The organism is uncultured Arthrobacter sp. (assembly GCF_947495145.1).
Lineage (GTDB): Bacteria > Actinomycetota > Actinomycetes > Actinomycetales > Micrococcaceae > Arthrobacter_D.
The window spans coordinates 1-14160 of the sequence record NZ_CANLXP010000013.1 but is presented as its reverse complement, the minus strand read 5'-3'; the positions used below and the strand labels follow the sequence as shown (position 1 = coordinate 14160).

Below are 14160 nucleotides of genomic sequence, written 5' to 3'. Positions count from 1 at the left end.
AGCCGTATACATATCAGTCTCGAACTATCTCAACCCACTTTGTTGTGAACGCAGTCGGTTCGCGATCCGCACTGCGTTTGCTGTATATCCGCACGCGGTAGCGACCGGGCTGAAGGTCCTCGAATTGAACGGAACGTTCTTTGGAATAGCCAAGCGTCCGCTCAAGCTGGCGTCCTTGGTAAAGCTTGTATGCATGGAGTGTGTCAGCAGAACAATCAACCGATAAGTGAATGGAACGAGCGTGAGCCGTGATGTCATATTCTTTGAAGATGAAGTCTTTCAGACGAATCTGAGTGGCAACAGAGACAGAGCTTCCAGAGAATGAGGCAATAACTACGTCTGACGGTTCGGCGACCCCCATCTTTGGGAATCTCCACCCCATTGGCCGAGGCTTGGTTTCTCCTCGGACCTGTGACACTCGAAGAGCGGCCGAGCTGGCGAAGGCTAGATCCATCACCTTTCTGGTGCCCGAAAACAGCTCAAATCCCTCCGCATTCGTACTAACCCTCAAGCCGGGGGCCACATGCCAAAGAAGTTGGTAGTCGTGGCTTTCATCGGCCTCCGTGAAGTCTTCGATGCGTATGAACGGAATACGGTCGGCTTCATCGAGAAATATCCGTCTCTTATGTATCGCCTGGGAATTGCGCTCATTGGTACCTTCGACGACGAGTTCAGTATCTGACTGGCTAATCAATTCCAAGCGTACCTTCTCACGAGAGACGTCGGTTCTAGGCGTGCTCTTCCCATCAACGATCAAAGTATTATGCGCAAACTGTGAGTATGCGTACTTAGTGAGCGGATTCTCGTAATCGTACCCGAAAGGTCCTGCCTCGCAGAGTAGGTCCATCCCGCCACTTTGCAGGAAGAAACTCAAATCATCAGAATGCTTATGGTAGTCGGCGTTGTACGCAGCAGAAAAGAATAGATAACTGGCGCTGGGATCGCCCCAGGCAGAACGATAAATTGCATAACCTGATTCCGGCAGGACTAAGATACGATCGGCTGGAGCCGTGCCGCGAAGTCCGCGTGTCGCAGCGAATGCAAATTCGGATGACGTGAAGACCTGGTCAATATCCGATTGCCTAATCTTCTTTCTGTCTGTGTCACTGATCGGCGGGAACGTACCGTCAGGCGTGAGAGCATGTGTGGCGTATGCTTCCGCAGCTTTTCGCAACTTTGAGTAAGAGTGTGCGCTCCCGTGGCCCGCCGTCTGGGCAATTTTATCTGCTACTGCTAGCTGCCGGGCGATCATCAGATGATACGTCGGCGTATTCTCAGTGTGAACACCATCACTTGTGAAGCAAGTCGTGAAATATTGGTGCAGCCTCTCGAAGGCCAGTTCAAGTAAGTCGCCCAACAAGGCGTCATATTGCTCTTCCATTAGGATTGCGTAGTAGAGCAAGGCGAAATCCTGGAACATGCCGTGATTGTTTCCCGGAGAATGAAACGCCGGATCAGCGAGGAGGCGCGACGTCGACCGCATCAGGGGGACGAGCACATCCGACGCAGATGGCGAAAGTTTTTCTAGCGCTGGCTTCAGTGCCAGAAGTGTAATAAGTCTCTGCGCGGTTGTCTCATCGTGATAGGCCATCTCGCTCGCTGAATCGTGGGCGTTACAGTCAACCCAACTAGTTACAACACTCAACGCACGTTCCGCCGCTAGGTCTGCAATTGAATCATCCACAAGGACGGTCGTTATCCAGTCACGCAGAAAGATTAGGCCGTGAAGATATCGCCCGTGGCTCCTAGAAACCGACTGTTCCCATGGATCAACGCCACCCCCAAAAACGATTGTTGGATACACCGGCGATTCTATTAGGTCGTTCTGGAGAAAGTTTTTTGCGCGTTGCATCGCCGGATCGCTTGCGGGCGGAGTGATCTGTTGCATTACGATCTCACGTAATTCGTTACGAGGAATGTTGCTTAAGTGCGTCGACATGGGGTTGAATCCTCGTGAGAAATACAGGTTGGCAATGTTAGAAGTCGGTCCGGGACAGACAGTTCTGGAGTTATCTTGGCCGCTGAAATGACACCGCAACATGTTGCACAGAGATCATAGTCTCAGATCGCCTCCACACCCGAAGAGTGATTGCATCACAGAATACCCCCGCCGGAAGATTGAATTTTTGCGTGGCAGATTGACGGCCGGGAGCCGTTCGGAGGTAGCGGAAGAACCCGATGCGCGGATTCACAGATAGTGATAGGCCAGCTGCCTGCATCGACTCCTTATAGGTTGCCGGATCTAGTACCTCACCGTCCGCATCGACGAAACGGAAGCTCACTAAGGCGTTGCGATCGACGGCATCGTCGTCACAGTCAAGAGTGATCCGTAGTTCCATTGTGCCTGATGCTTGAAAACTTGATAGGTGCAGACCGTTTCCGGGAATTTTACGGCTTGAGTTCAACAGAACGTGCACCTTGTCCGCAGGTCCAGGTTCATAAGACACTTTATCGCTGATGACTGGAAAGGCGGCATGAATCTCTTCGGCATTCTCTGCAGGAGGATGCCTATCCATATCGGCCCGGACTCTCGCCAACACGCCTGATTCATCTTTAGCGCGTATAAGGAGAGATGTGTCCTGCTCAACGTGCCGAACCCACATATAACCTAACTGTCGAGAGTCAAGGATGACTGGGTTGACACGATCTGATTTGCTGTGAGGTGCTACCTCAGGCATTCGTAGTCTATGGTCCCGATCAAAGGCGCATATGTTCATCAGTCCAATTGCAATCATTGGCCAATGGCAGCGTCTAACGTTGTAGTATTTCCCATCAATGTACAAGGCCGTGATTCCTGTGCCGAGGGAGACATGCATGCCGACATGAGCCTTAGTTACGTAAGGAGCTGTCTGGTCGAAAAAATCCCTTGGAAGCAAATCATCGTCATCTAGGCGGTACATGCCGAATGGCTGTTCGACGTCCTTGCCGGGATCACGAAGGATGATCTCACGAGCGACGGATTCCGGCGTAATCGGCGTTGTCTCTATGCTTTGCTTGTCGAGGATAAGGAAAGAGTAGCGTCGGGCGGCATCTTCTAGTGCAGCCTCATACTTGGGCGGAAGGTCGCTGTCGTAAGAAACGATATGTCGCACGTCGTGTCCGCCACGTCCGAGTTCGATTTGAGGCAAGGACTGCTGCACGAAAATCTCGGTGCGAACATCCAATCTAGATTCCTGAAACAAATACGCTTTATATTCGTCGGCGCTCGTGAATTTGGACCCGTTGGAGGCCTTCCATGACGATGACCGGGGAGCGAACAGGCTGAAACGGGTGTGGCCAACAAAAAGCAATAGGTTTCCTCTTATCATATCGACAAGCTTCAGAAAGTATATCTAGAGGTACGACGATTGTTCGCAGAGTCATTTCTGTTCAAGCTGCTTCTCGCACTCAGCGGGTTGTGCAACTCCGGCGACATAACGGGGAATGTACAAGTGCGCCCAGTTATTACTCACTTGTCGGAAGGCCGAAGTCGGGCAACCGTTCGCCCAATCCAAGCAAACATTCTAGTGCTGCAATTGTTCGTTGTGCCGCTGATCCGTCGCCATAGGGATTCACCGCATTCGCCATAGCTTCGAATTGGCTCTCGCTATGGAGCAGGCGGATCACTTCATCGAAGATCCGCCGCTCATCGGTGCCGATGAGGCTTACTGTTCCTGCGAAGACGGCTTCCGGTCGCTCGGTATTCTCCCTCATAACTAGCACTGGCTTGCCTAGGCTGGGCGCTTCCTCCTGAACGCCCCCGGAATCCGTAAGCACGATATGCGAAAGCGCCAACAGCCGAGTGAATTGGCCATACGCCAAGGGTTCAGTGACGATCACGTTGGATTTACCTTCGATAGCAGGCAGAACAGCTTCTCTCACCGCAGGGTTCTTGTGTACTGGCAGGACGATAGCGAGACCAGGCTCCGAATCAGCGATACGTGCCAGCGCCCGTCCAACACCGCGCATGGCGTCCCCCTGATTCTCTCGTCTGTGCGTGGTCACCAGTAGAATTCTCTTCCCCGACGCGGCTAGTTCCTCCAACTGCGGATCGGTGAATGGTACTTGCTTCTCGACAGTCTCAAGCAGAGCATCAATAACCGTATTACCGGTGACGGCGATGTCTTCCTCGGCAATGTTTTCAGCAAGAAGATTCGCCTTGCTTGTAGAGGTTGGAGCTAGATGCAGGCTGGCGATCTGCGAAGTAATCTTGCGGTTAGCTTCCTCCGGGAAGGGTGAGAGTAGGTTGCCCGAGCGTAGTCCAGCCTCGACATGCACTACTGGTATGCCGTGATAGAAGGCGGCTATAGCAGCTGCGGTTGACGTGGTGGTATCCCCTTGAACTATGACTGCGTCTGGTTTAGAGGAGTCGAACAGCCGGTCAAGACCATCAATGGTTTTGGTCATAATCGAATTTAGAGACTGACGCTGCTGAATGATGTTGAGATCGTGGTCAGGAACGATCCCAAACAGTTCATTCACCTGATCCAACATTGCACGGTGCTGGCCGGTCACCGTGACGACGCACTCGAAGGTTTCGGAGTCTTTCAACGCCTCGACGATTGGCGCCATCTTGATCGCTTCCGGACGAGTGCCATAGATCGGCATTATGACAGGCACATGCGCCCCTTCGGGTCTTGGTGGTTGAACTTCAATTACCCTATCCCAACAGGATCAAGGCGAGAATCAGCGTCGGAATCGCGACCATGATTGCCACGGTGATCAACAGAGCTACGGCTCGCTTCCGCTGATAAGCAGAGTCCTTCGCATTCACGGAAGCTACTGCGGCTTCTTGATTCCGATCCTCGATCCTCGAGGTACGCCGTCGTGGTGAACGCTCACCTGCTGAGCCGGCAGGTGCACTCCGGCGGATACGTCCCGGCTTCATGTGCCGGGCTCCAGGTAGGCCCGACTCATCATTGACCAAGTCCGCACCTCCAAGCTTCTGGGTCCAACAGATCCCGTACCACTATAGTGGCCTGCCAAGCGGAGAGTCCGCACAATCGTCTCAGCAAACAGGAGACCCGCAGCTGGTGCTGCGGGTCTCCCGTTTCGATCAGTTAGCTGCCATATCGGCTGCATCTACGGTGCGGCTGCCACCTCCGTCTCTGTGGCCTCGGACGTCACCTGCACAGGCACTCCATCTCCGTCGGTGAAGGTAGCGACTACCTGGAGTTGGGAGCCTTCCTCCGCCTCAGTGATGACGAATTCGCCGGTGGTGTTGTCCTGGGTTGTGACCGCCACTGTGTTGCCGTCCTGATCTTCAGCAATCGCCTGCAGTTCGAAGGTGACGCCTTCGGCTGCTGGGTCGATTGCCGTCGTCGTGGTGACGGTGTCACCAACCGCTGCCGCGTCGCCTTCAAGCGTGACGGTATCCGCAGACAGTGCGATCGGAGCTGCGACGCCGTTAGAGACATCTACCGAAGTATCACTGAACTGAAGGATCTCGACGTTCTTCAGGACATCGGTACGAAGCGTCGGTTCCAGAATATTGGTGACCCGGATAGCGCCGTCCGGCAGCTCCTCGATGGTGAACTCCGCCCGGGACTCTGCGTACAGGACTGTGTCTGTCGCATCGGCCTGGTTGGTGTCCGCGTTCATGATTCTGCGTTCCGCATGGAGGTCTGCCGGATTGATTGCTCCCGAGAAGACCCGCGTCTGGAAGGTCCTCATTGAGGCCGCCCGCTCCGCTACTTCGCCGCCGTTCGGACGCCAAACAACGTTCACGTCCAGCCAGGCATCGCCATCTACGAAGTTGCGTCCCACACGGGGCTCAACGAGGTCGCTGCCCTGACCGCCAAGGAGGATGTTGTTGTTGAAATCCTCTTCGGTGCTTTCCACTTCTGACAGGAACGGCCGTGCGTATTCGGGTACGGCTCCACCGCCCAGCAGATTACGGAGTCCCTCGACCCGGTCCAGCTGTGCTTGAGTCAGCCGGTGACCGTAACCCAGAGTTCTGGTAGTCGGGTCGGCGATGTCGTCCTCTGCAGCTGAGCCACGGATGACGTCATTATTTCTCCAACCGGAGGTTGCCTCAGTAGCGAGGAAACGGTCCGAGATCTGGCTGACGGTGTCAGGCAACAACGCATTGATGGCCATATCCACATTGACCGGGAACGGGTAGTCCTTGTGAGTTACCCAGTCGAAGCCGAGCATCCCCGCGAATCTCTCGGCCGATGCGCCGGCGACCATGATGTCGTCGCCGCCTTCGGAGTCGAAATCGGTGTTGCCGGGCCCGCCGTTGAGGATGTCATGACCCCCGTGTGAAAGGTTCGGATCGTTTTCCATCGTGTTGCTGTTGTCGCCAACCAGGAGGTCAGCTCCACCTTCAGCACCTTCAATCCAGTCATTACCCTCGTTGCCAATCAGGATGTCGGCACCGCTCGATCCGTATAGGAAATCGTCGCCTAGTCCGGCAAAGGTGGTGGCATGGTCTTGGCCGCCGTAGATGACATCCTTGCCTGATCCGCCGAACAGCAGATCAATTCCGGGACCGCCATTGATGGCATCGTTGCCGGCCTCACCCTGGATTCTGTCATCACCATTGGAGTCCGTCAGGATGTCGTCACCGTCACCACCCATAAGGGCGTCGACGCCGTCGTCGCCCTCAACCCGATCATTACCGAGTCCACCCCAGACAGAGTCGTCGCCGATTCCTGCTCGGATGTTGTCGTTGCCGTCGGTTCCGTGGATAGAGGTATGGTCCGCTCCGGCGAACCGCCACTGGCCGTTGAGGAAGGTCATTCCGCCTGCAAGTGCCTCCGTCTGGTTGTCCAGGTCGAAGGTGAGCTGCGGTGCGGCGAATGGATCGTGCTGAAGGTTCTCCATCTCCGTGTTCCGCTCAATGATCTGCGAGAACGAGTTGGCCTCGAGGCTGTGGAACAGGGTGTTCCCGAGGTTTCGGTTCAGGTAGTAGAAACGGTCTCCGTTCTGAAGACTCTCGAGTTGGTTCTCGAAAACGAAATTGAAGGTGGATCCCATCATTCCGCCGAAGACGAACGGCTTCTCTGCTAGACCGCCCATCCAGAAGTCAATGTTGTTGACTCCTGTGTCGGCGGCCGCCGCATTCATGAAGGTGGTATCCGCGATCAGCGTTGTTGCTGCTGCTCGCTGCTGCTCCATGGTGGTTGCTGCCTGCAGGGACGGGTGGATTCCGTAAGCGGCGACAAAGTTGACGATGGATTCTGGGTTCTTCATGCCGAGCCGGAAATCCTCCCAGCTTGTATAGGGAGCGAGCTGCGGCATCTGTGTCTGATCGAAGAACTGCGCACGCGCGGCCTGCAGCCCCGGTACACCGGTTTCGCGGGCACGCAACATGTTGATCGATGCCAGGTCCAGCGGGAGACCGAGCAGCTGGTTGCGCAGCGTATCGGCGACAAACTCGTCGATACCAGCGGCGGTCTGATTGGCCATGCCCTTCAGCACTGCGCCTGCGGCGGCCTTTGACGACAGTTGCTCGCCGTTGGGCCCTTGGTTGTAACCCACGGGATTCAGGAAAGCGTCCAGTAGCGGTTGCTTCTCAACAACTCCTCCGCCGAAGTCACGGTCCACTGTGTCCGTCAGCATTGAGTGACCGAACCGGTACACGACGTTTGCGAACTCGGAGGAGATTGCGGGATTCACGTCCGGCATGTAGAAGACCTCGTTGAAGACGCCGGGGTCGATGGTCGGTTGGATGCGGCGGGCGAACTCCTCGAAAACGAGGTGCTGGTACTGCATCTCCGTGAAGAACCGGGCCGCCTGGAACAGTCGTTCGCCGTAGTCCCAGAAGCCGGCGGCCTGGTACTTGGCCAACAGGTCCGCCTGTGCCGGCTCATTCAGGAACGCGTCCACCTGCTCCATCACGCGGTTGTGCTCCGAATGGAACACCTGGTGGACGGCTGAGAGCGCGATGTTCTCGTTGCCGCGACCGTCTCCGGTGACGAAGTGGGCATCCAGCGCAGCGTTGTCGTAACCTGCCAGCTCGTTCGGAACGGCACCGCGTGCGATGTCATCGAGGAATGCATTGTTGGTACGTTCAGCGTTGACCGTGGAGATCGGCGCATCAGGGTTGCCCTCCACGAAACCATCTGGAGTAGCCAGCTGCGGGTAGCCGTTGGGGCCCGGCACAAACTTGCCGTACGGATCAGTCTTCAGGAGGGGAACGTTGAGCACATCCATGTCCCTGAGTTCGATTCCGAGCAGCGTGCGTGCTTGCTCCTTGGTGTCTGCCCAGGTAGCCAGACCCTCACCATCGTCACCGTTGAGCAGCCGTCCCGTTGAGACAGGTCCGCCCGCTGCAGCTTCGTACTCCCGCAGGAATACCTGGTGCGAAGGATGCGAGGTGTAGGTCTGGTTCTGATCAACGAACGGCGTAGTGCGGTTGGTGTGATTCCGCTCATCACCGTTCTCACCGGTATCGATGGTTGCGCGATCCAGCATGAAGAAGTTCGTCTGCGAACCTTCGACGTACAGGGGATCGTCAGGCCGAAGGGGGACAACTACGGTTCCATTGCCGCCCTTGGAGATCAGGTCCAGTCCATGGTCAAAGAACTGCCCGAAGATGGTGAAGAGGGAGGTAGCTGATGCTGACAAGCCCTCGTCGGTTGCGATGTCCGGAATGAAGAGCTGGCTGCCGGGCAGAAGCTCTGCCACAGCGGCTTCTGTCTCCGCGGGGACCGCGATGGGACCTCCGAGCACCGTCACGGATTGAGGCGCCAGCCGCTGGAGTTCGGCACTGACCGATGCAGGCATGGCGCCGACGTCCGGAACGAGCAGGAGCGGTCCGCCACGCAGGCCGGCGAGGTAAGATCCGGCCAAAGCATCGGGGAAGTCGGTCCCGCGGGCAATAAACGCATGCGTAACGCCAGGCGCATAGTTGGCCTGCGAGAGGGCCACGGCTGTCTCGTAGCGATCCACTCCATCAACACGGGTTACCGCGCCCGCGGTGTACTCTCCGAGTTGGGTGACTACGGCGTCGCTGACGCGGGCGGTAGTTCCCACCACCACGATTTCCTGTGGAGCGAGTCGCTGCAGCTCCGCGATGGTGGGTGCCGGGATGGAACCACTCAGGGTCAGCAAAACGGGGTGTCCATCGCGGGCAGCTGGAGCCGCTGCAACCAAGGCATCCGGGAAATCCTGTCCGGTGGCGATGTAGACCTTACCAACACCAGGTGCGAACGTGTCGGCGCTGATTGCCGCCGCTGTTCCGTATCGGTTGTCACCGGCGAGCCGGGTGACTGTGCCGGCTGTGTATTCGCCCAGTGCGGTCTCTACCCCCGTGCTGACAGCTATCGGGCCGCCAAGGACAACGATGCGCTGCGGTGCCAGTCGTTGGAGTTCGGCCACGGTCTCAGCAGGGATGGCGTTCGGACTGACGAGCAGAACGGGACCGTTGCCAGCCTTCGCAGCCGGGCCGCCCGTCAACGCATCGGGGTAAGTAGCGCCCGTTGCTATATAAACCACGGGTACGTTCGGCCCAAAGGTGTCGGCGCTGACCGCTGCGGCGGTACCGAAGCGATTCTGACCCTCGAGACGGTTCGCTACCGTCACGGGGACGACTCCAGCTCCTTCAACCCGCTCCGCTACAGCAACAGCGGCAGGGTTGTTTGTCGTCTGATCGACGATGAGGTTGCTGATGTTACGAGGCGACGAGTCGTAGACGAAGCCCTCGGTCTGCTCGTAGCTGGTGGGCGTACCGGGAGGGCCACCCGGAGCACCTGCAGGAATCGGTTCAGCGTCCTTGAATTCGGGATCAAGCAGGCGCGGGAAGGTCTGGGAACCGGAGCCCCAACCATCCTGATTCGGCATCAGGTTGTTCCATCGCCCGTCGACGGTCCTCAGACCAAAAGGCGAGAGGACGTTGCCCACGCAGGGGTCGCCGTCGGCGTCGTAATGGGTTTGTTCTTCCGCATTGAAGACGTTGCCCGGGTTGCACAGGGGCGACGAATTTTGATCAACAGTGACTACGTCTTCGGCGTGGGCCTCAGAGATCTTGATCTGCTTCAGAATGAACTCAAGGTCACCTGTGGTGACGTTGAAGTCCTGGCCCGGTGGCGGTGCCGCCAAGGCCACTTGTCCGGGTAGCACTATCCCGGACAGAACCACTGCACTGCCTACGGCAAGTGCTGTGAGTTTCTCGCTGGTTCTGCGGCCCGCCGAACGGCGCCGCGCCTTATTACTCATTGCGAACTCCCTTGTACTGGGTCCGGCTCTTAGTCGCTGGAACCCCCAAACCAACGGCAAAGTTCAATGGCGCAGGCTTGCCGTTAGGAGCAGGTTGACATCACGACCCTGCAAATAACTTGGGCGTCTGCAATGAGCGAAGATGGCAAGTAGGCGAGCCTGTGGCCGGCAAGACACTTAGGGTCTTTGTGAGGTGGGGAAGACTGAGTGGGGCTGTCGTCTAGGGGCAGGCAGCCCCACTCAGTGTTGCGCAGCATAATCAGCCGCCGAGGCAGCGAGGGGGCTAGCGGTCTCGGGAACCGGCGATCCTGGCTGCTGCTCTCAGATTCGGCTAACCACCTTGGGGATTCCTTGTCGGTATTGTCCGAACTTGGTGCTAAGTAAAAGGCTGGCGTGACCGGGGCGTCACCGGCGTGCCTGAGCGAGCGGTCGCCTGCTGCATTGGATAGCCGTTACCCAGGCGCGTCGTCCCTCGGACTGCTCAACCCATTGCACGTACACCAGCTCGCTGGTCCAAGCCTGCGCGAAGGCCGGGTAGGTTTCGCGACGCCCGGAGGGCCACTCGAGGTTTACCCAGCAGGGAACGCCCTTCGCCGGCCGTGTGATGCCCGAGGCAGGCTGGGACTCGTGCATCGGCGCAACGCAATCATCTCGATGGGGTGGCGGTGCGGAATGGTGCAGGTGCATGGGGGAAGGCTAGGACTCGGCTCTGACACTCCGGGCTGGCCTATGGCCCTAATTCGAACACCGTTTGCCGCCAGTGCGCGGGAAGCCTGTCGATGCCTGATGTGAGGGTCCATTTCATGCACCCTCACCACTCGCACCGAAGACTGGCCGCGCTCGACGACGTTAACCACCTCAGCGTCGCCGAGCCAGCTGGTGGAGCAACTTGGCTTCAGCAACGAACGGCAGCGGACGCAGGTCGACGACCTCTCATCCACGTCGAAAAGATGGCCGGCCTCAGCTGCGACTCCGGAAGCTTCAAGCCGAGCAGGGCTCACTGGACGAGCAGTGGCTGGCCGGTGGAGGTGCTCGGGGAGTAGGAACTGAGTACGACCCCGTTACGGCAGGTTGCAAATAACTTGGGAAGCGTTAGCTGTTCTGCTCATCCGTGAAATAAACCCAGGCGTAGACGACGGCAAAGGCGATACACGCCACTAAAACTCCGATAATCAAGCCACCTACATCGGGGCGGAAACCAGGTGTAGACACAAAACCACACCATGGGTCGGTCTGCCGCTCACCGAAGGGGCCGCACTGGCTCTGAGCGAACGTCAGCAGCCCGGCGAACAGGGGACCCCCTGCAAGGCCAGCGATCCCACTGGACACCCAGGCCGCTTTGGTTTCGGCCTTCTCATGCTGTTTTCGTTTGCCCGATTCGTCGTCCATACCGGAAGTATGCTCTTGACGAAGTACCCGAACAAGAGCGCCAAATTGTCTTGATGCAGAACTGGCGACAGGGGCTGCCTGCAACCAGAGCCGCGGCGGCTGCAGCTGCTGCGACTGCTGGTGGGGGGAGCCGAACGTGCTGATGATTTTCGATGAGCCCACCAATGACCTGGATACCGACATTCTCGCGGCCGTGGAGGAGGTGTAGACGGCTTGCCGGGAACGCTGATCGTCGTCTTACACGACCGGTATCTGCTTGGAACGCGTTACCGATATCTAGCAGGCGCGGCTGGGCGATTGGGGATCCGCGACCTGCCCGGCGCGTGGACCAGTGCCTGCAGCTGCGCCGCGGAGCAGCATCGGGCAACAAACTCGCCCGCGCACCAATGGGATCGGATAGTGGCAACGGCACGACGACGGCGGCAGCCGGATTCGCCGGCCTTTCGCCAGAGGAGGCTCGCCAGGCGAAGAAGGATCTAACGCGCATCGAGCGACAGATCACCGGGGCCGCGCAGATCGAGAAGATTAACGAGTAGATGAGCCACGCCTGCAGCAAGGCTACGGTCGACTCCGCGAAGTTGTTTTCGAGGTGCACTCCTCATCCGAGGCGCTGTGCCACCGCCCGCCGTTAGGGGGAGGCGAACACCTCGGATGAGGAGGTCACCGATGCGTCCCGGCCCGGCCGGGCACCGAATTTATGGGATTTCGCGGATCCTCACGTTACGGAAGGACACAGCGTCAGGAGCGCTGCCGTGCGCTTGTAGCCCGATGTGACCCACAAGTCCGCGGCTACTCGAATCGGGATCGTTGGGCCTGCCCGGGAATGGCAGTCCGGGTACGTTCTCGAATTCGTTGATCACCACTCCGTTGCGGATGACGGTGTACTGCTGGCCGACGACTCGTATTTCGAGGTCATTCCAAGTGCCTTTCGGTGTGGGCATTGCCTCGGCCAGGGTGAGATCTGCAAAGCCGTAGATCGAACCAGTCTTGCGCGGGTCATTCGTGCCTGTCTCTGGCGAGTCGTTGATTTGGATCTCATGACCGCAATTGACAGCGATCCACGACAGGTTGTTCGTTTCCCCTCCGTTGAAGGTGGTCGGGCATCCCTCGACAGGCTCCGATAGGTCTGGAAAGCGCACTTGGACTCCGCTGTTGCCGCGGGCTTCGCCTGGCGCGTCGTCGCGGAACTGCAGGCGCAGCGAGAAGTCGCCGAAGGTGTCTGGCGTGTACCAGAGCGTGCCGAAGCCGCCGGTCGCACCGACCCGGCTACGGATGGTGCCATCGGCCAGCAAGTCGAATCCCCCTTTGCCGGCGTAAGCCCAGTCCGTAAAGGAGGAAGCAGAGCCATCGAACAGCGGTGTATATCCTTCAACCTTGCCGACCTCAGAGCGGCCCGCCGCTGCCGTTAATTTGGCCGCGTCGGCTCGACCGAGCTCCTTCTCACTCACGAGAGTCTTCGTGACCTGTCGAACATGAGAGACAAAGGCGCCATGATTTGCCCACGTCGGCTCGTCGTTGATTACGTCGTTGATGGTGCACCCGCTGTCGAGCTTCTTGTTGGTGACGCCGGTGTCGAGACTGAGAAAAACCACGTTGGCTCTCGAATCAGGAGCAGGACAGTCAGTGACAACCGAAGGCTGAGCGCTGCCTGCGGCTGCAGCCACGCTGGGTGCATAAACGCCCGGTGCCAAGGCAGCCACCACGGTGAAGGCGAGGGCGGTTTGAACGGCCCGCCGAAACGGCTGATTTTTCATGTCTTCTCCTTTGAAGTTTCAAGCAACAAAACAGGGTACTATCCACGCTAACGGGAGATTGGCTTCTTGAGGAGTGCTTAGAAGCGAGCAAAATTGGTTCTGCTCTGCAGCTCAAGACGGAATTCATTCTTCTGTTGAACTGAGGGAGGCCATTCGTGAGATAGATCTTCACGAGTGGCTAGCGCTGGCGGCCATTTCGCTCACGCAACTTCCAGCGTCCTCGTGGAGGCTGACGGTGCAGACGGTGATCCTGTTGCAGAACGTGCGCGAGCTCGACGACGCAATAACCTCCGCGTCACCGAGATGATTGAGAAGGAAAAACGGGTGGGTGTCGGTCGGCGGGAAGGAAGTGTCGGCGAGCCAGCCCGTGGAGCAGCTCGGCTTCACGAACGAGCGGCAGCGGACTCCGGTCGGTGACCTCTCGGCGGGCAGCGGCGGCGTCTGCAGTTGCTGCGTCTGCTGGAACGCGTCACCGATACCCAACTAGCGCTGCTGGGCGACGGAAAGATCCGCGACCTGCCCGGCGGAGTGGATCAGTACCTGCAGTTGCGCGGCGGAGCGGCAGTCTCGGGCGACAAGCTCGCCGGCACCCCGATGGGATCGGACAGCGGCAACGGCACGACGACGGCGGCAGCCGGTTCTGCTGGTCCGTCACCGGAGGAGGCCCGTCAGGCGAAGAAGGACTTGACCCGCATTGAGCGGCAGATGACGAGACCGGCGCGCAGATCGAAAAGATCAACCAGCAGATGAGCGAGGCCGGCAGCAATGCCACGTGCGACTTCGAAAAGATGAACGGGTGATTGTGTCAACTAGTTCTGGCCCCGGCAGGACGGCGTGAACTGGCCCCAGCTGAGTGGGATGGAAGAGTGCTCGT

At 58.2% G+C, this 14160-nt stretch carries 9 protein-coding genes; 2 read left to right on the top strand and 7 right to left on the bottom strand.

Annotation, left to right across the window (positions count from 1 at the left end):
- Positions 1–13 precede the first annotated feature (13 nt).
- The 6 genes from Q0877_RS10935 to Q0877_RS10910 form a co-directional block, all read right to left on the bottom strand.
- Positions 14–1939 (bottom strand): alginate lyase family protein, encoded by a 1926-nt coding sequence (locus Q0877_RS10935; RefSeq protein ID WP_299167682.1) that lies wholly within the window; start codon positions 1937–1939, stop codon positions 14–16.
- A gap of 70 nt (positions 1940–2009) precedes the next feature.
- The gene (locus Q0877_RS10930; RefSeq protein ID WP_299167680.1) at positions 2010–3290 is read right to left on the bottom strand and encodes a glycosyltransferase; all 1281 of its coding nucleotides are present in this window, start codon (positions 3288–3290) and stop codon (positions 2010–2012) included.
- Between the two features lie 154 nt (positions 3291–3444).
- Entirely contained in the window at positions 3445–4599 is a 1155-nt protein-coding gene (wecB, locus tag Q0877_RS10925) for a non-hydrolyzing UDP-N-acetylglucosamine 2-epimerase (protein ID WP_299167678.1), read from the bottom strand.
- A gap of 462 nt (positions 4600–5061) precedes the next feature.
- Positions 5062–10143, bottom strand: a complete 5082-nt coding sequence (locus tag Q0877_RS10920) for a peroxidase family protein (protein ID WP_299167676.1) — start codon at positions 10141–10143, stop codon at positions 5062–5064.
- Between the two features lie 405 nt (positions 10144–10548).
- Positions 10549–10776 carry a hypothetical protein gene (locus tag Q0877_RS10915; protein WP_299167673.1) on the bottom strand — a complete coding sequence of 76 codons (228 nt, stop codon included), beginning with the start codon at positions 10774–10776 and terminating at the stop codon, positions 10549–10551.
- Between the two features lie 459 nt (positions 10777–11235).
- Complete coding sequence (locus Q0877_RS10910; RefSeq protein WP_299167670.1) at positions 11236–11532, bottom strand: hypothetical protein; 297 nt, start codon at positions 11530–11532, stop codon at positions 11236–11238.
- 386 nt (positions 11533–11918) lie between these two features.
- On the opposite strand from Q0877_RS10910, the gene Q0877_RS10905 reads away from it, so the two are divergent.
- A complete protein-coding gene (locus Q0877_RS10905; RefSeq protein ID WP_299167667.1) occupies positions 11919–12068 on the top strand; it encodes a hypothetical protein in 150 nt (49 codons plus the stop codon).
- Between the two features lie 159 nt (positions 12069–12227).
- Here the strand turns inward: Q0877_RS10905 and Q0877_RS10900 are convergent, their stop codons facing one another.
- Complete coding sequence (locus Q0877_RS10900) at positions 12228–13286, bottom strand: DUF1080 domain-containing protein (RefSeq protein WP_299167664.1); 1059 nt, start codon at positions 13284–13286, stop codon at positions 12228–12230.
- A gap of 447 nt (positions 13287–13733) precedes the next feature.
- Between Q0877_RS10900 and Q0877_RS10895 the strand changes: the two genes are divergently transcribed.
- Positions 13734–14036: a hypothetical protein gene (locus tag Q0877_RS10895; RefSeq protein ID WP_299167661.1), complete on the top strand. Its 303-nt coding sequence runs from the start codon at positions 13734–13736 to the stop codon at positions 14034–14036.
- Positions 14037–14160: the final 124 nt, after the last annotated feature.